The sequence below is a fragment of the Flavobacterium poyangense genome, assembly GCF_011751075.1.
Lineage (GTDB): Bacteria > Bacteroidota > Bacteroidia > Flavobacteriales > Flavobacteriaceae > Flavobacterium > Flavobacterium poyangense.
The window spans coordinates 70,406-95,076 of record NZ_JAALLN010000013.1; the positions used below are offsets into that span (position 1 = coordinate 70,406).

Consider the following 24,671-nt stretch of genomic DNA (forward strand, 5'->3'; position numbering starts at 1 on the left):
GTGGCACCCCAATACACTAAAAAAGAATGAAATTTTTATAGCGTTTTTTTAAAGATTGAATTTCTTTCCCAAATCGAGAATTCAATTGTTTTAGCTCCGTTTCAGTTTGTTTTTCAAATTGGAATCAGATAACTATTGAGGATTCTGTAATTCTCAAAATAAAATAATAAAACACACAATGTTTAAGTGCTGGAATACGTTATTTCAGTGTCTTTCATTTTTTCAATAACAATAAAAAAGTAAGCTTATGTATGTAATAAAAAGAGATGGACGTAAAGAGCCGGTAATGTTTGATAAGATTACAGACAGAATCAAAAAATTGTGTTACGGTTTGAATGAACTTGTAGATCCTGTAAAAGTAGCCATGCGTGTTATTGAGGGATTGTATGATGGTGTTTCTACTTCGGAATTGGATAATCTTGCTGCTGAAACAGCCGCTTCTATGACGATTTCACATCCCGATTATGCGCAATTAGCAGCTCGAATCGCAGTTTCTAATTTACATTCTAATACGACTAAGTCATTCTCAGAGACCATGTCGGATATGTATCATTACATTAATCCAAGAACAGGAAAAGAAGCTCCTTTATTGGCTGATGATGTTTACGAGGTGATTAAGAATAACTCTCAGGTACTGGATTCAACTATTATTTATAATCGTGATTTTAACTATGATTATTTTGGATTTAAAACTCTGGAGCGTTCTTATTTGTTAAAAATAAACGGTAAAATCGTAGAGCGTCCACAGCATATGTTGATGCGTGTTTCTATAGGAATTCATAAAGATGATATCGCTTCTGCGATTGAGACGTATGAGTTGATGTCTAAAAAATTCTTTACTCACGCTACGCCAACTTTGTTTAATTCAGGAACGCCAAAACCTCAAATGTCTTCTTGTTTCTTATTAACAATGAAAGATGACAGTATTGATGGTATTTACGATACTTTAAAACAAACCGCTAAGATTTCACAATCTGCGGGGGGAATCGGTTTAGCAATTCATAATATCAGAGCAACAGGTTCTTATATCAGCGGAACTAACGGAACCTCTAATGGAATTGTTCCGATGTTGCGTGTATACGATATGACCGCTCGTTATGTAGATCAGGGTGGAGGAAAACGTAAAGGAAGCTTTGCGATGTACATTGAGCCTTGGCATGCTGATATCTTTGATTTCCTTGATTTGAGAAAAAACCACGGTAAGGAAGAAATGAGAACCCGTGATTTATTTCTTGGAATGTGGATTCCGGATTTATTCATGAAGAGAGTTCAGGAAGATTCAACATGGACTTTAATGTGTCCTAACGAATGTCCGGGATTATCAGAAGTGCATAGCGAAGAGTTTGAAACTTTATATATTGGTTACGAAGCAGAAGGTAAAGGAAGAAAAACGGTTAAAGCGAGAGAAATTTGGGAGAAAATCCTCGAGTCTCAAGTAGAAACAGGACTTCCGTATATGTTGTATAAAGATGCGGCAAACCGTAAATCAAATCAGAAGAATTTAGGAACTATCCGTTCTTCAAATTTATGTACTGAAATTATCGAGTACACTTCTCCTGATGAAGTTGCAGTTTGTAACCTGGCTTCTATTTCGTTGCCAATGTTTGTTGAAAACGGCAAATTTGATCACAAAAAATTATTTGATGTTACAAAACGTGTAACCTTCAATTTGAATAAAGTAATTGACAGAAATTACTATCCGGTAGTAGAAGCGGAAAATTCTAATACGCGTCACAGACCAATTGGTTTGGGAGTTCAGGGATTAGCAGATGCTTTTATCATGTTAAGAATGCCTTTTACAAGTGACGAAGCAAAACAGCTGAATCACGAAATTTTCGAAACGTTGTACTTTGCCGCTGTTACCGCATCTATGGAGCTGGCAAAAGTTGAAGGACCATACTCTACTTTTGAAGGATCTCCAATTTCTAAAGGAGAATTCCAATACAATTTATGGGGAATGAAAGACGAAGAATTATCAGGACGTTGGGACTGGGCTTCATTACGTAAAGAAGTTATGGAACATGGAGTTCGTAACTCTTTATTAGTAGCGCCAATGCCAACAGCATCGACTTCTCAGATCTTAGGAAACAATGAAGCTTTTGAACCTTATACTTCTAATATTTACACAAGAAGGACACTTTCTGGGGAGTTCATCGTTGTAAACAAACACTTATTAGAAGATTTAGTGAAATTAGGAATTTGGAACGAAACCTTGAAACAGGAAATTATGCGTCATAACGGATCTGTTCAAAACATTGACGGAATCCCGGCTGATATCAAAGAATTGTATAAAACAGTTTGGGAAATGTCTATGAAGGATATCTTAGACATGTCACGTCAGAGAGGATACTTTATTGATCAGTCTCAATCATTGAACTTGTTTATGCAGGATGCTAATTTCTCAAAACTGACTTCTATGCACTTTTACGCATGGCAATCAGGTTTAAAAACAGGAATGTATTACCTAAGAACAAAATCTGCTGTAGATGCGATTAAATTCACGTTAAACAACGATAAAAAAGAAGAAGCAAAGCCAACAGCAGCAACAGCAGCTGTAGTTTCAGAAACAGAATCTATTAGCGTTGAAGAATACAAAGCAATGTTGCTTAAAGCACAAGCTGCAGATCCTGAAGATTGCGAAATGTGTGGAAGTTAATATTTTAGATTTAAGAGTGTAGATCTTAGATTTTAAGTTTTAAATATATTTTAGAAGCAGTTATCGTAAGGTAGCTGCTTTTTTTTTGTTCTTTTGTTTCAGGTTTCAAGTTTCAAGTTTCAAGTTTCAAGTTTCAGGTTTCAAGTTTCAGGTTTCAAGTTTTAGGTTTTGGTTGGGACTTTTATTTTGTATAGTTGGATAGTTTTTTTTGCATCTTTAACCACATTGTATGTTCTTTCTAACAAATAATTACTACTCCCTTTGTCCTTTCGACTTTAGGAGAAATCACAGCAGTATCTCGGTAAAGATTAGTAGCATTCCGCACGGAGCTACTTGTGCGATTCCTCATTCTTCGGAATGTTTACTTTGTCATTTCGACTTTAGGAGAAATCACAGCAGTAATTCGACAAAGATTGACGACATACTGTGTGGAGTTTCTATTGTGATTCCTCATTCTTCGGAATGACAAAGTAAACGTTTACTTTGTCATTTCGATTTTAGGAGACCTAAAGGGTAACAAATTGAGGAAGTAAATCACAAACCAGAATCCGTAAAGAAAAATTGCCAATCTTTGAAGAATTATCTTCGTTGAAAAGACAAACAGTAAGGATTATATAATCCAAAACAACAAATCTGAGAGGTTTTTAAAACCTGTCAGATTTAATGAAGTAGAAAATAATTTTAAATACGGACAGCTAATTTCACCATATTGTCAATTCCGTAGAATGAGAAATCTCGCAAGAATTTCCGTGCTGAATATTGCTACTCTTTATCGAATTGCTTTTGTAATTCCTCGTTCAACAGGAATAGAAAAAAAGAAAACAGTAGTGCTTAAGGCTCTCAAATCTTAGAAAATCGAAAAATATTAGTCGCTCAGTGACTCAGAAACTCAGCAACTTATGAAAACAACAATTCATGATATCTCATTTTAAAGTGTTTTTTTTACATTATCATACAAAAGTTGATAAAATTGTTAAGAAATCCTTTTTTGTTTCACAAAAAGTAATATTTTTTTTGGTGCAGTAAAAATAATTTATACATTCGCAAAGTATTTATTGAAAAACACAACACAAAATGACTAATAACCGTTTTTATTTTAGCAACTCTTTTTATTTCTTCTTTAGTAGAAGTGAGGATTGTGCTATGGTTATTTGAGAAAAGTAAAAGACAAATAAAACTAATATACAATCCTGATGCAAATCAGGATTTTTTTTTGAATATATGACAACGAAAATTGCAATACAAGGTATAAAAGGTTCCTTTCATCATCAGGTAGTGAACGAGTATTTCTCTGAAAACGTGGAAATTGATGAATGTTTATCTTTTGAGGAATTAATTGACAGTTTGCTTTCCGGAAAATCAGATCAGGCGGTAATGGCAATTGAAAACTCGATTGCAGGGCCAATTATTCCGAATTATGCTTTGATTGACAAGAACAATTTGCACATTATTGGGGAACATTATTTAAATATTCACCAAAATTTAATGGCGCTAAAAGGACAGAAAATGGAGGATATAAATGAAGTTCATTCGCATCCGATGGCCATTTTACAATGCATGGATTTTTTGAAAAAATATCCCAATATCAAATTGGTTGAAGATAAAGATACAGCCGAAACAGCCAGAAGAATTCAGGAAAAACAATTAACCGGAATTGCTGCAATTGCAAGTAAAACGGCTTCTGAAATGTATGATTTAGATATTTTGGCACCGGAAATTCAAACGATTAAAAATAATATGACCCGTTTCGTGATTATAAAAAAGCAAAATTCATTTTTGCCTGAAAACGAAATCAACAGAGCTTCAATCAAATTTGAGCTGGATCATAAAAGAGGAAGTCTGGCAGCGGTTTTAAATGTAATGAGTGACTGCCAATTGAATTTAACAAAAATTCAGTCCCTTCCAAAAATTGAAACACCTTGGAAATATTCATTTTTCGTAGATGTAACCTTTGAGAAATATGAAGATTATGCCAAAGCCAAAGCGCTAGTAAATATAATGGCAGAATATTTTAAAGTACTCGGGGAATATAGAAATACGAAGCCGTAGGGAAGGAAATTCCAAAAGTTTGAAATTCCAAATTCCAAACTTTGAATGGGTTTATAAGCAGGAAAATAAAAGAAACTCTAAAAGAGAAATTATAGGATCATGATTACAACAGCAAAACGATTAGATACAGTTGAAGAATACTACTTCTCTTCAAAATTAAGAGAAGTGAGACAACTGCAATCTGAAGGAAAGTCTATCATCAATATGGGAATTGGAAGCCCGGATTTGAGTCCGTCAAAAGCAGTTATTGAGGCGGTGCAATTGGCCATTCAGGAAGAGCAAGCGCATGGCTATCAGAGTTATCAGGGATTGCCGGAGTTGCGGAAAGGAATGGCAGATTTTTATCAGAATCAGTTTGGTGTTGATGTGAATCCGAATACGGAGATTTTACCTTTAATGGGTTCAAAAGAAGGAATTATGCATATTTCGTTGGCCTTTTTGAATGAAGGCGATCACGTTTTAATTCCGAATCCAGGGTATCCAACCTACACTTCGGTTACTAATTTGGTTGGAGCTGTTCCGGTGTATTATGATTTGAAAGAAGCAAATGCCTGGGAACCGGATTTGGAAGCTTTAGAAAAATTAGATCTTTCGAAAGTAAAAATTATGTGGTTAGGCTATCCGCATATGCCAACAGGAGCGAGAGGAAGTTTAGCGTTATTTGAAAAATTGGTTGCCTTTGCTAAAAAACACAACATTTTATTGGTTAACGATAACCCGTATAGTTTTGTTCTGAATGATAATCCGATGAGTTTATTGCAGGTGGATGGGGCAAAAGAAGTGGCTTTGGAATTGAATTCGCTTAGTAAAACCTTTAATATGGCAGGTTGGAGAGTTGGAATGGTTTTAGGAAATGCCGAATGTATTGACGCCGTTCTGAAAGTAAAAAGCAATATGGACAGCGGTATGTTTTACGGAATCCAGAAAGGGGCAGTTGCGGCTCTAAATTGTGATAAATCATGGTTTGAAGAACAAAATAAAATTTACAGACGCCGAAGAGAATTAACCGAAAAACTGGCAGAAAAATTAGGCTGTGAAGTTTATAAAGAAGGAGTTGGACTCTTTGTCTGGGCAAAACTACCGGAAGGAATCGAATCTGCAGAAAAGTTCATGGACAATATCTTATACGAGAAACATATTTTTATCACACCCGGAACTATTTTCGGAAGTAACGGAGAAGGATATATCCGATTCTCATTGTGTGTGAAAGAGGAGAAAGTTCAGGAAGCAATTGATAGATTTTAGAATGTAGATTGAAAATTGTAAAATGTAAAATGTAGATTGTAAAATGTAGTTGTCAGGCTGAGCGAAGTCGAAGCTGAAGCCTCACGATGACATTTGAAAAACAGATTTTGGAATTGGAATTGGAATTTGGAATTTAAAAAATATTGGAATTTAAAGAGTATTGGAATTTAAAGAAGTAAAATGAAAGTATACGTAATAGGAATAGGCTTAATAGGTGGTTCAATGGTGTTAGACATCAAGGGACGTTATCCTGAAGCAACTATTTTGGGAATTGATAATAACGACAAACATTTGCAGCAGGCGATTGATTTAGGGGTTATTGACCAAGCCGGAAAAATGGAAGATCTGGCGGAAGCCGATTTTGTAATTGTCTCGGTGCCGGTTGATGTTGCCTTGATCGTTCTGCCAAAAGTACTGGATTTAATTGGTGACAAAACTATTGTTTTTGAAGTAGGTTCGACTAAGAAACCAATTTGCGAAGCAGTGGCAAGTCATACGAAACGAAGAAATTTTATTGCTACACATCCGATTGCGGGAACAGAGTTTTCGGGACCATCGGCCGCAGTAAGAGGATTGTTTCAAGGGAAAACGAATATTATTTGTGAGGTGGAAAAAACCACTTTCAAACTGCAGGAAAAAGCACTAAATCTTTTTACTGCGATCGGAATGAGAATTCGATATATGGATCCGATTTCGCACGACAAACATATTGCTTACGTCTCGCATTTGTCACATATTAGTTCGTTTATGCTTGGGAAAACAGTTATGAATAAAGAAAAGGACGAACAGGATATTTTTGATATGGCGGGAAGCGGATTCGAAAGTACCGTTCGTTTAGCTAAAAGTTCGCCGGCCATGTGGACACCGATCTTTAAGCAGAATAAAGAACATGTTTTGGAAACTTTAGACGAATATATTTCAAATCTCAGTCGGTTTAGGGATTTGTTAAAAGAGGAAGATTACAATGCCATTTTTGAAGAAATGGAAAGTACCAATAAGATTAAAGAGATATTAAACGGATTAACAATTAAAAAATAAAAATAAACTAAAAAAGATGGAAAATAAAAAAGAAATGAGAAAGTGGTTAGAAGATTTCAATTTAAATCACCCACTTGTGATAGCTGGACCTTGTAGTGCAGAAACAGAAGATCAGGTACTGAAAATTGCCCGTGAATTGAAAGATTCTAAAGTAAGTGTATTCAGAGCCGGGATCTGGAAACCAAGAACTCGTCCGGGAGGATTTGAAGGGGTTGGTGAAATTGGATTGAAATGGTTACAAAAAGCTAAAGCTGAAACTGGTTTATTAATGGGAACAGAGGTGGCAACTGCTGCACACTGTAAACTGGCTTTAGAGCATGATATTGATGTTTTATGGGTTGGAGCCCGTACAACCGCTAATCCATTTGCGGTGCAGGAAATTGCAGATACCTTAAAAGGAACAGATAAAATCGTTTTGGTTAAAAACCCTGTAAACCCAGATTTAGCTTTATGGTTAGGTGGTGTAGAACGTTTACACATGGCCGGAATTGAGAAATTGGGAGTTATTCACAGAGGTTTTTCTACTTACGAAAAAACAAAATACAGAAATATTCCAGAATGGCAGATTGCAATCGAATTGCAAAATAAATTCCCTGATTTACCTTTAATCATCGACCCGTCCCACATTACCGGAGATCGTAAAATGATTTTTGAAGTAACACAAGAGGCTCTGGATTTGAATTACGATGGTATGATTATCGAAACGCATTACGATCCGGACAATGCCTGGTCTGATGCTGCTCAACAAGTTACTCCGGAGGCGTTGAAACAAATTATTAAAGATTTGACGATCAGAAAAACGGATGATACTACAGATGAGTACAATCAGAAAATGAAAAAATTAAGAGCAAATATTGACGTTTTAGATGCTACCCTGTTAGAGTTATTAGGGAAACGTATGAAAGTGGCAGATGAAATTGGTCAGGTGAAAAAAGACGCAAACGTTGCAATTCTTCAAAACAACCGTTGGAATGAGATTTTAGGGAAAATGATTCTGGAAGGAGAGAAAAAAGGTCTTACAGAAGAGTTCGTTTTAAGAATGTTTAAAGCAATTCACCAGGAAAGTATCGGGCATCAGGAAAAAGTATTCAATGCTTAATTGAAAATTTTAAACCATACAATAATTTAAGAAAATGTAAGCTTTTCTTAAATGAGTGCGTAGTTTTATACGCAACATTAATCTCCATCGCTAAAGCTTTGGAGATTATTTGTTTATATGTACCTATATTACTTAAATGGTTAGCCAAATAACTCCATTGTTTCTAAACAGCGGAGTTTTTTTTTGAAATAAATTGTTTTCCTTCCCAACCTTTTTAGATTTTTTGTTCTCTATACTCTTATACAATCTTAACTTTCGTGTCATGAAATCAAAAATGTACTCGTTCAAGCCGGAAAATTTTCAAGTAAAATTGAATTTATTATTTTATGTTTTATTGTTTTTAGGAGCGCAGGCTTTTGCGCAAAGTCCTGAATTAACAGTCAAAGGAGAGGAGGGGCAAAAAGTCAGAATGAGTCAGCTTCTTGTCAATGTAAAAGTGGTAGGAAATATAGCTTACACCACTGCTGAGATGCATTTTTTCAATTCGGGTAGTCGTCAGATGGAAGCGGAGCTTATTTTTCCATTGCCGGAAAATGTTTCGGTTTCCAGATATGCAATTGATATCAACGGGAAAATGCGCGAGGCCGTTCCTGTAAATAAAAACAAAGGGAAACAGGTTTTTGAAGCTATTGAACACCGTCGTGTTGATCCCGGATTGTTGGAAAAAGTGGATGGAAATAACTTTAGAACCAGAATTTATCCGTTAATGCCAAATGGCGAACGTATTGTGATTATAGGTTACGAAGAAGAACTTTCGGCTTTTGACAAAAATAATCTGGCTTATCAATTGGTTAGCCGTTATCCTGTTAAACTGGATAAATTTGAGTTGAATGTTTCGGTTTTAGGGGCTGCTGCATCGCCAACAATCGCTGAGAATTCAGGTGAAGAGCTAGCTTTTTCAAAATGGAATCAATCTTTTCAAACCTCATTAAAAAAAGAAAATTATCAGCCTTCGGAAAAGTTGCTTTTTAAAATTCCGATACAGCAAAATATACCAAGTGTAGTTATGCAGACGGTGCAGGATCAGCATTATTTTTATGGAAGTACTTTTGTTGAAGGAAATAAAACAGCTAAAAAAATGCCGGCTTCAATTGGTTTGATTTGGGACAATTCTTTGAGTTGTCAGAATCGTGATTTGAAAAAGGAATTGGATTTGCTAGACGCTTATTTTCAGAAAATAAAAAACACGACCGTAACCTTGTACTTTTTGAATTATACTTTTGAAAAGGATAAAGAATACGTGATTTCGGGAGGAAATTGGTCTGCCTTAAAAAATGTACTGCAAAACACAAAATATGATGGTGGGACTCGTTTCTCTAAAGTGAATTTTGCAAATCAGGATGAATTTTTGTTCTTTTCTGACGGATTGTCTTCTTTGAGTGAAAATGTCTTGCCAAAAACAAATAAGCCAATTTATGCGATTACGTCTTCTGTTTCTGCAGATTTTACTTTCCTAAATTATGCATCGATGCAAAGCGGAGGGAGTTTTATTAATCTGAATCAGTTAAATTCGGTAACTGCTTTAGAGAAACTTACCCATACGACTTTGAAGTTTTTAGGTATAAAAGAAAATGGTATGGTTACAGATTTGTATCCGAGGAAAGGAGCTTCTGTTTCGGGGAATTTTAGTTTTGCCGGAATTTCACTAAGCCCGAAGAATGAAATTACACTGTTGTTTGGTTATACTAATGAGGCAATTGTAGAACGAAAAATTACTTTAGACGCCCTTACTCAAAATACCACAGACGTTAGCATTGAAAAGTTATGGGCTCAGAAAAAAATAGCCAATCTTGACTTGCAGTACGACAAGAATGCCGAAGAAATTGAACTTTTGGGCAAGAAATATGGAATCATAACCAAAAATACTTCGTTGATTGTGTTGGAAGATATCCGCGATTATATTGCTTATGATATTGTGCCGCCGGCAGAATTACGTGCAGAATTTGATCGGATTAAGAAACAGGAACACGATAGCAGCTTAGCGAAACAAAAGAATAATTGGGAGAATATCGATCGTTATTTTGCATCATTAAATTCCTGGTGGAAAGAAAATACAAAATATACTGAGCCAAAACCATTGCCAAAACCCAAAGTAAAGCCAAACCATAGACCCAATACGATTTCGCAAACAACTTTTAGAAGAAATTCAGGTATTGAAAGGGGGTATGTTACAGGTGTTGTTTTAGACGAACAAAGTCTGCCTTTACCTGGAGCTTCTGTTAGATCAGATGTTGAAAGTGTCTCTACTGATTTTGAAGGAAAGTTTAAGGTAAAAGCTTCTCAAAACAGTAACATCACGGTCTCTTTTGTTGGATTGAACTCCGATTCATTTAATATTGGCAGAAACAATCAGGTTACGGTAAGATTACGAGAAAGTTCACAAACACTAAATGAAGTTGTCGTAACAGCATTAGGTATGAGAAAAGAGCAAAGATCACTTTCTTATTCCACACAATCTATTTCAGCTGCTGAATATTCAAAAGGTGAGGATATAGAAGAAGCTTTAAATGGCAAAGTTGAAGGTGTGCAAACAGAAGAGTTGAAGGATAAGAAAATCGGAACCAGCAGTTCGGATATTGTACCTGATGTTTCCAGTTTTGTAGATGAAAATGTAAGTAATAATGAAATCGAAAACCAACCCAGAACCTGGAATCCGGATCGTTTGTATTTAAAAGCATTGGCAGCGGCACCAAAAGAAAAACAATATGAGCTGTACTTTGAATTAAGAAAAGTACAGGAAAGAAATCCGAGTTTCTATTTTGATGTGGCTCACTTTTTCTACAGTCAGGGTGATGTAAAAAAAGCATTGCAGGTAATCAGTAACATCGCTGATTTGGGATTAGAGAATCATCAGCTTTATAAAACGCTTACTTATACGTTGCGTCAATGGAAAGCATATGATGATGCTTTGTATACAGCAAAACAAGTAGCAAAATGGAGAGCACATGAACCGCAAAGTTTACGTGATTATGCCTTGGCCCTTGAAGATGCAGGAGAATATCAGGAAGCTTTTGATCAATTGGTAAAAGCACTTGAAGTAAATTATTACGGTGAAATGAGTGGGCAATATGAAGGCGTTGAAGATATTATTTTAATGGATATTAATCGTCTAATGGCATCGTATGCCGGTATCAAATCAGGTAAATTAGATAAAAAATATCTCCAAAAAATGCCTGTAGAGATTAGAATTATTATGAACTGGAATTTGATGGATGTTGATTTAGACCTGCATATCATTGAGCCAACGGGTGAAGAGTGTTATTACGGGCATACGACATCACAGGCCGGAGCGAGATTTTCAAAAGATTTTACAGAGGGTTATGGACCGGAACAATATTTAATCAGAAATGCTGTGAAAGGAAAGTATCAAATCAAAACGAATTATTTTGGTGAACGCGAATTAACAGAAAGCGGCCCTGCAACAGTGATGATTGAGATTTATACGACCAAAGCCGGAAAAACTGCAAAAACGTTAAAAACCATTCAATTAGGGAAAGTAAAAGAAAATGAACTTTTGGCTGAAATTGTCTGGTAAGACCTTAAATTTAGGGTAAGTCTTTAATTTTAAAAGGCGAAGTTGCGTTGTTCAATTCTAAAAACGTAATTTTGCCTTTTATGTTTTTAGTTTAAAGGGTAAACTAAAAGCAACAATCTAAAATTAAAGAATGACTGGAATCGTTTATAAATCTACAGGAAGCTGGTATACCGTAAAATCTGAAAAGGGAGATTTTATAGAATGCCGTATGAAAGGGAAGTTTAGGATGAAAGGTATTAAAAGTACCAATCCTATAGCGGTAGGAGATATTGTGGATTATGAACTGGAAGAAACCTCTGATGCTTTAACAGGAACGATTCACACTATTCACGAAAGAAAAAATTATATTGTTCGTAAATCGGTGAATTTATCGCATCAAATGCATATTATTGCGTCTAATATTGATCGGGTGTTTTTGTTGATCACCATTAATAATCCACCAACAACATTCAATTTTATAGATCGTTTCTTAGTAACGGCCGAAGCCTATAATATTGAGACGATTTTGGTTTTTAATAAAATAGATACTTTTGACGAGCCTACTTTAGATGATCAATTGTATATGCAATATGTGTATCAGCAAATTGGTTATAAATGTCTTCGTGTTTCGTCTACAGAAATGAAAGGTGTCGAGGAATTAAAAGAAATGATGATTGGCAACGTAAGTATGTTCTCAGGGCATTCCGGTGTTGGAAAATCAACTTTGGTAAATGCCTTAGAGCCTTCTTTACATCTTAAAACCAAAACCATTTCTGAGGCCAGCAAACAAGGGCAACACACAACTACTTTTGCAGAAATGTACGATTTGTCTTTTGATGCAAAAATTATTGATACTCCCGGAATTAAAGGCTTTGGAATTGTAGATATGGAAAAAGAAGAAATCAGCGGTTATTTCCCGGAATTCTTTAAACTAAAAGACCAATGTAAGTTTAACAATTGTTTGCACAAAGAAGAACCACATTGTGCGATAAAAGCGGCTTTAGAAAGAGATGAGATTGCCTGGTCGCGCTACAACAGCTATTTAAAGATTTTAGAAGGGGATGATGAAAATTATCGAACTGATTCGTACGACGAAGACCGAAAAGCAAGTGATGAATTGAGGAAATAACGGGTGTTAAATTCCAAATTTTTTACAACTCAAATTCCAAATGGGTTGTAAATTTAATACATAACTGTAGAGATGCACTGCTGTGCATCTCCCTACATATTCATAATGCCCATAAATATTCATAAATACCCATAATATCCACAAAATTGATTTTAGAATGAAAGTAGTTATTCAAAGAGTTTCAGAAGCGTCAGTAACGGTTGATCAGAAAAAAGTTGCGGATATTCAGAAAGGATTGTTGATTTTAGTCGGAATTGAAGATGCCGATACACAGGAAGATATTGATTGGCTGACTGGCAAAATTCTTAAAATGAGAATTTTTGGTGACGAAAATGAGGTTATGAATTGTTCTGTTCAGGATATTGATGGTGATATACTGGTGGTAAGTCAGTTTACACTTCATGCTTCCACTAAAAAAGGAAACCGTCCTTCTTACATAAAAGCAGCGAAACCGGAGTTCGCTATTCCGATGTATGAGACTTTTGTGGCTTCTTTAGAGAAAGAATTCAATAAAAAAGTACAGGCAGGTATTTTTGGCGCAGATATGAAAGTCAGTCTTCTAAATGACGGCCCAGTTACCATTCTAATGGATAGTAAAAACAGAGAGTAAAAAAGTCTTAAGAATTTGTTAAGAGCGTCAGAAAATACTATATATTTGGCGAAATTATTCACTAATGAAATTCTCTTTTTACTCGTTACTTTTTTTCCTGTTTACTTTTGTTTCTTTTGCTCAGAAAAACTCTTATACTTCGGCTTCGATTGCAGACAGTCTTAAAGAAAATGCAAATGCTGTTGTTCGCTTAAACCAAATTGATATTGATATTGCTTCGCAAAGGAGTATGACGGTAAAGAACAAAAAGATCGTAACCGTTTTTAATGAAAAAGGACTAAAGTTAGTTGAAGCATTTGAACATTACGATAAATCAAGTACCGTAAATAGTATTGAAGCAATCGTGTACGATGCTTTTGGTAATGAAATCAAGAAAATTAAACGAAAAGATTTTAAAGATCAAAGTACAGTAGGCGGAAGCACTCTTTTTTCCGATAACCGCGTCGTTTTTTTAGACTATACGCCGGTTTCCTATCCTTTTACGATTATTTACAACAGCGAAGTTGAAACTTCAAATACGGCTTTTATACCGCAGTGGTTTCCTTTGGATAATTATTATGTAAGCATCGAGAAAAGTATTTTAAATGTTACTTACCCGAATGATCTAGGTTTCAAAAAGAAGGAATTTCAGTTTTCGGGTTTTGATATCAAAAAAACGACCGATACAGCTACCAAATTATCCTATGAAGCAAGCACGATTATAGCTCAAAAATCTGAGGATTATAGTCCGGCTTACAATGATCTTTTTCCTCGTGTAATGATGAGTCTGGAAAAATTTCATTTAGAAGGCGTTGACGGAATGGCTACTACCTGGGAAGCATTTGGTAAGTGGTATGGAGATAAGATTTTAACCGGAACTACAGTCCTGCCGGAAGAAACGATAGCCAAAATAAAAGCACTGGTTGGTACTGAAAAAGACCCTGTCAAAAAAGCCAGAATTATTTACGATTATGTGCAGAAAAAATCAAGATATGTAAACATTGCGATCGGTATTGGTGGCTGGAAGCCAATGCTTGCATCAGATGTAGATCGTTTGGGATATGGAGATTGTAAGGCATTAACAAATTATACGAAAGCACTTTTGCAAACGGTTGATGTTCCGTCTTATAATACCATTTTATATGGAGACACTTATAAGAGAAATATTCAATCTGATTTTGTTTCTATGCAGGGAAATCACATGATTTTGGCAATCCCAACAGGCGACAATTATACATGGTTAGAATGTACCAGTCAGGACGATCCTTTTGGGTATCAGGGAACATTTACAGACGACAGAGATGTTTTGGTGGTGAAGCCTGAGGGAGGTGTAATTGTGCGAACTAAAATATACGATGACAAAGGAAATGCACAAACCGATAAAGGAAACTACACCATAGATGAAAACGGAAATTTTACAGGCTCTGTTTCAATTGTGTCGAGTGGGTCTCAGTATAATTCGAAGTCAAGAGTAGAACATTTACAACCAAATGAAAAAGAAGCGCACTACAAAGAATACTGGGATAATATCAATAACTTAAAGTTAGAGAAAATAACTTTTACAAACGACAAAGAGAATATTCGTTTTACAGAGAATATTCAGGTAAGTGCAGTAAGTTATGCTACTATTTCAGCTAACAAGATGATTTTTGTTGTGGATGCTTTCAATCAGAGTGGCGGGAATGTAAAACGAATCAGAAACAGAAAAAATCCATTTCAAATTCAACGTGGCTATCTGGATTCAGATGAAATCGAAATTAGTCTGCCTGCAGGGTTTAGTATTGAATTTTTACCAACTCCTTACGAGTTAAAAGGAAAATTCGGAGAATACAAAACAGAAATTATAAAAAAAGAAAACAACAAACTGACATACAAACGCTCTATGTTTTTGAATAAAGGGAAGTATTCCAATAAAGAATACGATGAATACCGCCTTTTTATGGAACAAATAGCAAAAAATGATAACGCCAAAATTGTATTAACAAAGAACTAATCCAAATGAAAATTAATCAACTACCAATTATTGTATTCTTTCTTTTTTCTTGTCTTAACCTGGCAGCTCAGGATTTTAGAATGGGAAAAGTTTCCGTTGCCGAATTAGAACAAAAAGTGCATCCGACGGATTCTGCAGCTACTGCAGCAATTTTATATAAAAAAGGAAAAAGTAGAATAGAGTATGATCAAACAGACGGGTTTATTACTTTGACTGAAGTCGAAACGAGAATTAAGATTTATAAAAAAGAGGCTTACGATTTTGCAAATCAGGAAGTTTGGTACTACTCCGGGAATAGTAACAGAGAAAAGGTTTTCTTTTCGGATGCTGTTACATTTAATTTGGTAGCGGGTAAAATAGAAAAAACAAAGCTTAAAAGCGATGGGACTTTTGATGAGGTTGTAAATAAAAACAGAAGCAGAAAAAAAATAACAATGCCCAATGTTAAAGAAGGATCTGTAATAGAATTTAAATATACAATCAGAAGTCTTTTCAGGGAAATTAGAGACTGGAATTTTCAGACTTCTGTTCCTGTAAATTATTCGGAGTTTTCAACCTTTATTCCCGAGTACTATGTTTTTAATGCAAGGCATAAAGGGTACTTATCTCCTAAAGTAACAAAAGAAAAAGCTACTAAAAGTATCACTTTTTTAAATAAAGAAAGATCATCGAATGCCGCTACTACCTTTTCTAATGATAAGCTTGATTATTTTGAAAATCAAACTACCTATATAGCAGAGAATTTTCCGGCAATGAAAGAGGAGTCCTATGTAAACAATATTAATAATTATACTTCAAGTGTTGAGCATGAGTTGTCAATGGTTCAATTTCCTAACGAACCGATGAAGTCCTTTTCTACAGATTGGAACTCTGTGGCAAAAACGATTTATAATTATGATGATTTTGGCCCTGAGTTAAACAAGACAGGTTATTTTGAGGATGATTTAAAAGTTGTTTTAGACGGTAAGGTTACCAGCGAAGAGCGAATAATGGCGATTTTAGATTATGTTAAAACTTCAGTAAAATGGAATGACTATCTGGGATATAGCTGTGACAATGGAGTTAAGAAAGCCTATAAAGAAAAAACAGGAAATATTGCAGATATCAATTTAATGCTTACTGCCATGTTGCGTCATTCGGGTTTAAATGCAAATCCGGTTTTGGTAAGCACACGTTCAAACGGAATTGCTTTATTTCCTAACAGAACGGCTTTTAATTATGTAATTGCTGCCGTAGAAACGCCAAACGGAACTATTTTATTAGATGCCACGAGTAAAAATTCCTCTCCTAATATTTTACCTTTCAGGGTGCTAAACTGGCAGGGAAGGTTAATACGTAAAGACGGAACTTCGGAGGCAATTGATTTAATGCCTAAAAAACCATCAGGAGATAACGTTTTTATGAACTATGAGATTGATGGCGAAGGTAAAATTACAGGAAAAGTAAGAAGGCAATGTACAGATTATAATGCGATGGCTTATAGAAATGAAGTAGCCGGAGTAAAAGAAGAGGCTTATCTGGAAAAACTTGAAAATGAAAATAACAAAATAGAAATTAATGACTACAGCAGAACAAATGAAAAAGAAATTTTATTGCCTGCTATAGAAACTTATTCTTTCAAAGGAGACAATCTGGCGGAAGTAATTGGGGGTAAAATCTATATTAATCCGATGTTGTTTTACACCAATACTGAAAATTCTTTTAAGCAGGAAACACGTGAGTACCCTGTTGATTTTGGATTTCCTTTTGCTGATAAATTCAATATTACGATTAAGCTTCCTGAAGGATTTGCGGTAGAAACATTACCGGCTCCGGCAGTGATCGCAATGGAAGATAATTTAGGAACCTTTAAGTTTAACATCGCTGAAAATAGTGGTGTGCTTCAATTGTCTGTGTTACACCAGATAAATGAAGCAATTGTTACGCCTGAAAAGTATGAGATGATCAAAGAATATTATAAAGCAATGATTGCTAAAGAAACTGAAAAAGTAGTTTTAAAAAGAATATAAAAATGTTATTGAGGGTTATTGGTGTTTTGTTTTTTGTGATTTGTAGTTCAATTGAAGTATGTGCACAGAATTATGAGTTAGGTAAAGTAACAATTGAGGAATTACAGGAAAAAGCATACCCGAAGGATACGAGTGCGATTGCTGCAATCTTAAGCAAAAAAGGGAGAACCTTTTTTACGTACAATAGCGAAAGTGGTTTTACTACAAATCATGTGTATGAATTTAGAATAAAAATTTACAAAAAAGAAGGTTTAAGCTGGGCGAATCAAAGAGTATCTTATTATGTGGGTTACGAAAATCTGAAAGATGATAAAGTTGCATTTTCTAAGGCTGTAACCTACAATCTTGAAAATGGAGCAATTGTAAAAACAAAGCTAGATAGTGAGGGTAGTTTTAAAAATAAGATAAATAAATTTTGGAATGTTGCAACTATTACTTTACCCAATGTGAAAGTTGGTTCGGTTATAGAATTCAAGTATACTTTAAAATCAGAGAATGTAAGTCGTCTTCCTGATTTTGATTTTCAATATGAAATCCCGGTAAATTATTTTGAGTATAAAACGGAAATTCCGGAATTCTTTCTCTATAAAACACTGCTCAAAGGTTTTATAAAACCAGAAATGAGTTCAGAATTTGCTCAAATTAGACAAGTATACGCCAATAATTACAGGCAAATTAACAGCTCGTATACGGCTAAAGATATCCCGGCACTTAAGGAAGAAGAATTTGTAGATAATATCGATAATTACAAAGGCTCTATACAAAACGAATTAGAGTTAAAGAGATTTCCGGATATGCCGGTTGTTAATTATACAAAAACCTGGGAAGGAGTAGCGGCCACTATTTATAAAGAAGACGATTTTGGTAAAGAACTGTCGGAAAAAGATTTTTTCTCAGCAGATTTAAAAAATGTTTTGCAAGGTGCAACTGATCCCAAAGAGCGTCTGAATGCTATTTTCAAGTTTGTCCAAACCAGAATGAACTGGAACAAAATGAAAGGGTATTATGTAGATAAAGGCGTAAAAAAAGCATACGAAGAAAAAACAGGAAATGTAGCTGAAATAAATTTTATGTTAATCAGTATGCTAAGATCGGCTAATATAGAAGCAAACCCGGTTTTGGTTAGTACAATAGAGAATGGAATTCCCGTATTTCCTAACCGAACAGTTTTTAATTATGTTATCGTTGCAGCTGAAATAGGCGGACAACAAATTTTGTTGGATGCGACAAATAAGTTTACCAGCCCGGATATTTTGCCATTGAATGTTTTGAACTGGAATGGCAGATTAATAAAAGGCGATGGTTCTACAAAAGAAGTTTCGTTGCTTCCTTCCGTTAGTTCAAAAAACAGTTACACTTTAAATGTCATCATAACTCCGGATTTACAAAAACTGGAAGGGACTTTAAAAATAAAAAAAACAGACTATAATGCTCTTAATTTTAGAACAACCAATGCAGCTAAAACAAATGATAGCTATTTGGAAAAGCTGGAAAACGAGTTTGCAGGTATTGAGATCAAAGAGTATAACGTTGAGAATAAAGAAGAGGATTTGTCAAGTGCTGTTGTAGAAAAAATTAATTTTGTGCTAAATAGCCCTTTTGATATAATTGGAGGAAAGATATTTATGAAACCATTGCTTGGTTTTGGATATGGCAAAAATCCATTTAATCAGGAAAACAGACAGATGCCGATTCATTTTAACTTTAAAGACCAGTTAAATTATAGCCTGTCTTGTCAAATTCCCGAAGGTTATGATGTTGAATCCATGCCTAAATCGAAACGGATAATGTTAGAAGATAAAGGTATAGTTTATACCTTAAACATTGTCAGGGATGAAAATAGAATGCTGATTAAATCGGAGATGGAAATAAATAGAACTCATTTTGTAACTGAAGAGTATGATATGTTAAAGGAATTTTTTCAGAATGTAATTGAGTTTCAAAATGAAAAAATTGTTCTTAAAAAAGCATAGTTATGATTTTACGTTTAGTTGTTGTTGTCTTTTTTACGGTTTGTGCTATTTCTAAAAGTAATGCCCAAAACCAGGAGTTAGGTAAAGTAACCATTTCAGAATTGCAGGAAAAAGTAAACCCGAAAGATACTACTGCCGCCGCCGCAATTTTATTTAAAAAAGGAAGAACATTTTTTACTTATAACCAAAAAAACGGATTTGTAGCCAATCATGTTTATGAGTTTAAAATTAAAATTTATAAAAAAGAAGGTCTTAGTTGGGCCGATCAAAACGCACGATATTACATTGGTTACGAAAATCTGAATGAAGACCGACTAGAGTTTTCTAATGCAGTTACGTATAATCTTGAAAAAGGAGCCATTGTAAAAACAAAACTCGATAGTGAAGGAGCCTTTAAGAAAAAGGTAAACAAGTATTGGAACGAGAAAACGATAACATTACCCAATGTAAAAGTAGGGTCGATTATTGAGTATAAATACATTTTGAAATCTGAAAATTTAGTGCGGTTTCCTGATTTTGAGATCCAGTATAGTATTCCGGTAAATTATTTCGAGTACAAAATAGAGATTCCCGAAGTATACGTTTATAAACCAATATTGATAGGAGGTTTTCAGATAGAAACAACAGCGAAACTGGTTAAGGGGTATCAGGCTTTTGAGGACGAATACAATAAAACAAGTTCGCTTTCGTATCAACAAATCGATGCCGTGTATAAAGGAAAAGACATACCGGCTTTGGTCAAGGAGCCTTATGTTGATAATGCCGATAATTACAGAGGTGCTATCCAGCAGGAGCTCGAAAGGATTCGTTATCCTGATGCACCCGATAAAGATTACACTGTTACCTGGGAAGGTGTGGCAACGAATATTTTTAAAAGTGAAAATTTTGGAAAAGAACTTAATGAAAAGAATTTTTTATTAGAAGATGTAAAACGATTGTTGACCAATGTCGAATCTCAAAACGAGAGATTAAATATCATTTTTAATTTCGTTCAGAACAAAATGAATTGGAATGAGGTTAATGATTGTTACACCAACAAAGGAATAGCGAAAGCATATGTCGACCAGTCCGGAAATGTAGCGGAAATTAATTTCATTTTGATTAATATGCTGAAACTGGCCGGTATAGAAGTAAATCCTGTTTTGGTGAGTACAATAGAAAATGGAGTTCCGGTTTATCCGACAAGAACAGGCTTTAATTATGTTATCGCTGCTGCGGAAATTGAAGGGAAACAAATTTTGCTTGATGCTTCTCATAAATTCACTTCTCCGAATATTTTGCCATTAAGTGTGTTAAACTGGAAAGGAAGACTTATTAAGAAAGATGGCTCTTCAAAAGAAATCGATTTAATGCCGCAACTATTATCTAAAGAAAGTTCGAATGTTTTGGCAAAAATAGATGCCCTTGGAGCAATTACCGGAAAAGTAAGGATTCAGAGGACAGATTATGAAGCTTATAGTTTTAGAATTAGAAATGCAGGTAAAAGTGAAGACAGTTATCTTGAGAAACTGGAAGAGCAATTGGGAGATTTGAAAATTTCTGATTATAAAATTGAGAATAAAAAAACAGCTTTAAATGACCCTGTTATAGAAACCTACTCTTTTACGTCGGTAAATCAAACCGAGGGTATAGGGGGAAAGATGTTTATTGATCCGCTCTTGTTTTTTACAACAGCTAAAAATCCTTTTAATCAGGAAAACAGACAAATGCCGATTTATTTCGGTCACCCTACACAAGAAAAAATTAATATAACCCTCGAAATCCCATCAGGTTATGCAGTAGAGACACTGCCTGCTCCGGTTAGGATTTCGTTAGAGAACAAAGAAATAGTTTATGTTTTAAGCATCGCTGCTATAGAAAACAAAATTCAAATTAGTTGTCTAAAAGAGATTAACAATAGTATTTTTGCAGCAGATCAGTATAGCGGATTAAAAGATATTTTCCAGAAAGCGATCGCAAGTCAGAATGAAAAAATTGTTCTTAAAAAAATATAAAAATGGATTTAAAAAACGCACAACTAGACGTAGATATCTGGATCAAAGAACACGGAGTTCGTTATTTTAATGAATTGACCAATATGGCACAACTTACAGAAGAAGTAGGTGAAGTAGCCCGTATTATTGCCCGTCGTTATGGGGAACAATCAGAAAAGGAAAGTGATAAAAATAAAGATTTAGGAGAAGAACTGGCCGATGTTGTCTTTGTGGTTTTGTGTCTGGCCAATCAAACCGGTATCGATTTGCAAGCCGCTTTTGACAAAAAAATGGATTTGAAATCGGTTAGAGATAAAGACCGTCACAAAAACAACGATAAATTAAAATAATGTGATAAGTCATGGCAAAGCTTTGGAGTGTCCTTTTTTTAAAATAAATTTGCGGAAATGCATAAAACAACACGCCTAAAATGAATTTATTACTACATACCAATCATAAAAACTTAGAAGGTCAAATAGCAGTTACAGGATCAAAGAGCGAAACCAATCGTTTGTTGTTGTTAAAAGCCCTGTTTCCGAATATTACTTTAGCCAATACCTCAAACTCTGATGACAGCGAAGTAATGCAAAAAGCCTTGGTTGGAAATGATGAAATTGTAGACATTCACCATGCCGGAACGGCGATGCGTTTTTTAACAGCCTATTTTGCTGTAAACGAAGAACGCGAAGTGGTAATGACAGGTTCTGCCAGAATGCAGGAGCGTCCGATAAAAATTTTAGTTGAAGCTTTGGCACAATTAGGAGTTGAAATTTCATACGAAAAAGAAGTCGGATACCCGCCAATACGAATCAAAGGGAAAAAAGTCAGTGCTTCAAAAGTTACTTTGGCCGCCAATGTAAGCAGCCAGTATATTTCGGCACTTTTGTTAGTCGCTTCAAAATTAGAAAATGGTTTAGAGCTTACTTTAGAAGGAGAAATTACTTCTATTCCCTACATCAACATGACTTTGGCGTTGTTAAAGGATTTAGAAATCCAAACCAGTTTTGAAGGGAATGTGATCAAAGTATATCCAAAAGAGGCTGTTGCTTCAAAAGAAATGGTAGTAGAGTCTGATTGGAGTTCTGCTTCTTACTTTTTTAGTTTAGTAGCTTTGGCAGATACCGCATCGATTACTTTAAGCAGTTATAAAAAAGACAGTTTACAAGGGGATTCAGCTTTGGTTTCGATCTACGAGAAAATGGGAGTTCAAACGACTTTCGAAGGAAATAAAATGACTTTGAAAAAACAACCCGACTTTAAACTTGAAACTTTAAACCTGGAATTAAACAATACACCCGACATTGCACAAACCATTGTAGTGACTTGTTTAGGTTTAGGAATCGGATGTCATTTAACAGGTCTTCATACTTTAAAAATTAAAGAAACCGACAGATTGGAAGCGTTGCGAATTGAGCTTACAAAACTTGGAGCAACTATTTCAGTTACCAACGACAGTCTGACTTTAATCGCCTCAGAAAGTATAAATCACAATATAAAAATTGCTACTTACAACGACCATCGTATGGCCATGGCATTTGCACCTTTAGCACTTAAAGTCCCAATTATTATTGATGATGCAGAAGTAGTTTCAAAGTCCTACCCGGATTTTTGGAATGATTTAAAAGAATTAAAATTCGAGGTTTCAGAGCTATAAAAGGTTTTAAACCATATAAGTACATAGAAGTTCATTTTAGTTTTTTTAAAGGACAACGATTTCTGGTTTAACCGATAAAAAGGGAGAGTTCTAAAAGCTAAAAATGGATTCGATTTAGTGAGAAACAGTTAAAGCATTTCACAAAAAAGAATAAAAAAAATCCGTTTTTATCCGCGTCCAAACCACGATAGAATTTCACACAACAGCTAAACACATATAATTTACCTCCGATTGAAAACCGGAGGTTTTTTTTGGAGTTGATTTCCAAAGCTGTAGCCAAATAAAAGGGGTATTCCTTTCAAAGTAATCCTGTTAAATGAACTTCTATGGACTTATATGGTTCAAAAAAGTATTTTTTAAAAGGGTTAAAGTGGCAGTAAATCAAGGGCTTTTGAAAATAAACAGCAAAACACTTGACAACGCCTATCTCACAATCGTATATTTGCACTCGATTTATAATTTTAGATAAAAAATCTAAATACTACATTCAAAAATCAACAATTCAAATATGAAATTATCACATTTTCAGTTTAATTTACCGAAAGAACTTTTAGCAGAATTTCCAGCAGAAAACAGAGATGAGTCTCGTTTAATGGTAATTGACCGTCAAAAACAAACTATAGAGCACAAAATGTTCAAAGATGTTATCAATTATTTTGATGATGGGGACGTTTTGATTCTTAATAATACTAAAGTTTTCCCGGCACGTTTGTACGGAAACAAAGAAAAAACAGGAGCTAGAATCGAAGTTTTCTTATTGAGAGAATTAAATTCGGAACAACGTCTTTGGGACGTTTTGGTTGATCCGGCCCGTAAAATCAGAATTGGTAACAAACTTTATTTTGGTGACGATGATTCGTTAGTAGCTGAGGTAATTGACAATACAACTTCTCGTGGTAGAACATTACGTTTCTTATACGATGGTTCTTATGAAGAATTCAGAAATAAACTAACAGAACTAGGAGAAACTCCAATCCCAAAATACATCAACAGAGAAGTAACTGCTGAAGATGCTGAGAGATACCAAACTATTTATGCAAAAGAAGAAGGAGCTGTAGCAGCACCAACTGCAGGTTTACACTTCTCAAAACACCTTTTGAAAAAATTGGAAATCAAAGGAGTAAACTTTGCGGAAGTAACTTTACACGTTGGTTTAGGAACTTTCAACCCGGTTGAGGTGGAAGATTTATCGAAACATAAAATGGATTCCGAAGAATTGATTATCAATCAGGAAGCTTGCGATATTGTAAACGCTGCTAAAGGAAACAGAAAACGTATCTGTGCTGTTGGAACAACTTCAATGCGTGCGATTGAAAGTTCAGTTTCTTCTCAAAATACTTTAAATCCATACGAAGGATGGACAAATAAATTTATTTTTCCTCCTCACGATTTTAGTATTGCGAACTGTATGATTACAAATTTTCACACACCAAAATCTACATTGTTAATGATGATTTCAGCTTTCTGTGGTCATGATTTAATGAAAAGAGCATACGAAGAAGCAATCAAAGAAGAATACAAATTCTATTCTTACGGAGATGCAATGCTAATCCTATAATCCGCAAAGCGGAATTACTATAAAGAACCTGTCAGAAATGATGGGTTTTTTGTTTTGTGGTAAAAAGTAAAAAGTAAGATGTGAAATGTAAAAAGTAAAGAGCTTCAGCTTTGACATTTGACTTTTCACATCTTACATTTCACATCTTACACTTTATGAACCTGAAACAAAACAAACAAAATAAGAGAACAT

The 24,671-nt window shown here is 34.8% G+C and carries 15 protein-coding genes; all 15 read left to right on the plus strand.

Translation table 11 applies throughout. The annotated features are described in order from the left end of the window. The first annotated feature begins 247 nt into the window (after nucleotides 1-247). The 15 genes from G3A47_RS17450 (at nucleotide 248) to queA (ending at nucleotide 24,479) form a co-directional block, all read left to right on the plus strand. Nucleotides 248-2,656 (plus strand): ribonucleoside-diphosphate reductase subunit alpha, encoded by a 2,409-nt coding sequence (locus G3A47_RS17450; protein ID WP_166924673.1) that lies wholly within the window; start codon nucleotides 248-250, stop codon nucleotides 2,654-2,656. 1,221 nt (nucleotides 2,657-3,877) lie between these two features. Continuing rightward, complete coding sequence (locus G3A47_RS17455) at nucleotides 3,878-4,705, plus strand: prephenate dehydratase (protein ID WP_166924675.1); 828 nt, start codon at nucleotides 3,878-3,880, stop codon at nucleotides 4,703-4,705. A 99-nt stretch (nucleotides 4,706-4,804) separates the two neighbouring features. Then, nucleotides 4,805-5,950: a pyridoxal phosphate-dependent aminotransferase gene (locus G3A47_RS17460; RefSeq protein ID WP_166924685.1), complete on the plus strand. Its 1,146-nt coding sequence runs from the start codon at nucleotides 4,805-4,807 to the stop codon at nucleotides 5,948-5,950. A 180-nt stretch (nucleotides 5,951-6,130) separates the two neighbouring features. Then, entirely contained in the window at nucleotides 6,131-6,988 is an 858-nt protein-coding gene (locus G3A47_RS17465) for a prephenate dehydrogenase (RefSeq protein ID WP_166924687.1), read from the plus strand. Nucleotides 6,989-7,004: 16 nt separating this feature from the next. After that, a complete protein-coding gene (locus G3A47_RS17470; protein WP_166924689.1) occupies nucleotides 7,005-8,087 on the plus strand; it encodes a bifunctional 3-deoxy-7-phosphoheptulonate synthase/chorismate mutase type II in 1,083 nt (360 codons plus the stop codon). A 262-nt stretch (nucleotides 8,088-8,349) separates the two neighbouring features. After that, nucleotides 8,350-11,622, plus strand: coding sequence for a VIT domain-containing protein (locus G3A47_RS17475; RefSeq protein ID WP_166924691.1), 3,273 nt, complete (start codon nucleotides 8,350-8,352; stop codon nucleotides 11,620-11,622). A gap of 130 nt (nucleotides 11,623-11,752) precedes the next feature. Then, complete coding sequence (gene rsgA / locus G3A47_RS17480) at nucleotides 11,753-12,730, plus strand: ribosome small subunit-dependent GTPase A (protein ID WP_166924703.1); 978 nt, start codon at nucleotides 11,753-11,755, stop codon at nucleotides 12,728-12,730. A 157-nt stretch (nucleotides 12,731-12,887) separates the two neighbouring features. Then, entirely contained in the window at nucleotides 12,888-13,340 is a 453-nt protein-coding gene (dtd, locus tag G3A47_RS17485) for a D-aminoacyl-tRNA deacylase (RefSeq protein WP_166924705.1), read from the plus strand. Between the two features lie 64 nt (nucleotides 13,341-13,404). Further along, complete coding sequence (locus tag G3A47_RS17490) at nucleotides 13,405-15,312, plus strand: DUF3857 domain-containing protein (protein WP_166924706.1); 1,908 nt, start codon at nucleotides 13,405-13,407, stop codon at nucleotides 15,310-15,312. Nucleotides 15,313-15,317: 5 nt separating this feature from the next. Next, nucleotides 15,318-17,321, plus strand: a complete 2,004-nt coding sequence (locus G3A47_RS17495) for a DUF3857 domain-containing protein (protein WP_166924708.1) — start codon at nucleotides 15,318-15,320, stop codon at nucleotides 17,319-17,321. 2 nt (nucleotides 17,322-17,323) lie between these two features. Then, the gene (locus tag G3A47_RS17500) at nucleotides 17,324-19,294 is read left to right on the plus strand and encodes a DUF3857 and transglutaminase domain-containing protein (RefSeq protein WP_166924710.1); all 1,971 of its coding nucleotides are present in this window, start codon (nucleotides 17,324-17,326) and stop codon (nucleotides 19,292-19,294) included. 2 nt (nucleotides 19,295-19,296) lie between these two features. Next, nucleotides 19,297-21,288: a DUF3857 domain-containing protein gene (locus G3A47_RS17505; RefSeq protein WP_166924712.1), complete on the plus strand. Its 1,992-nt coding sequence runs from the start codon at nucleotides 19,297-19,299 to the stop codon at nucleotides 21,286-21,288. Between the two features lie 2 nt (nucleotides 21,289-21,290). After that, a complete protein-coding gene (locus G3A47_RS17510; protein ID WP_099709668.1) occupies nucleotides 21,291-21,617 on the plus strand; it encodes a nucleotide pyrophosphohydrolase in 327 nt (108 codons plus the stop codon). 80 nt (nucleotides 21,618-21,697) lie between these two features. Further along, nucleotides 21,698-22,921, plus strand: a complete 1,224-nt coding sequence (aroA, locus tag G3A47_RS17515) for a 3-phosphoshikimate 1-carboxyvinyltransferase (protein WP_166924714.1) — start codon at nucleotides 21,698-21,700, stop codon at nucleotides 22,919-22,921. Between the two features lie 508 nt (nucleotides 22,922-23,429). Continuing rightward, nucleotides 23,430-24,479, plus strand: a complete 1,050-nt coding sequence (gene queA / locus G3A47_RS17520) for a tRNA preQ1(34) S-adenosylmethionine ribosyltransferase-isomerase QueA (RefSeq protein ID WP_166924716.1) — start codon at nucleotides 23,430-23,432, stop codon at nucleotides 24,477-24,479. The last annotated feature ends 192 nt before the right edge of the window (nucleotides 24,480-24,671 follow it).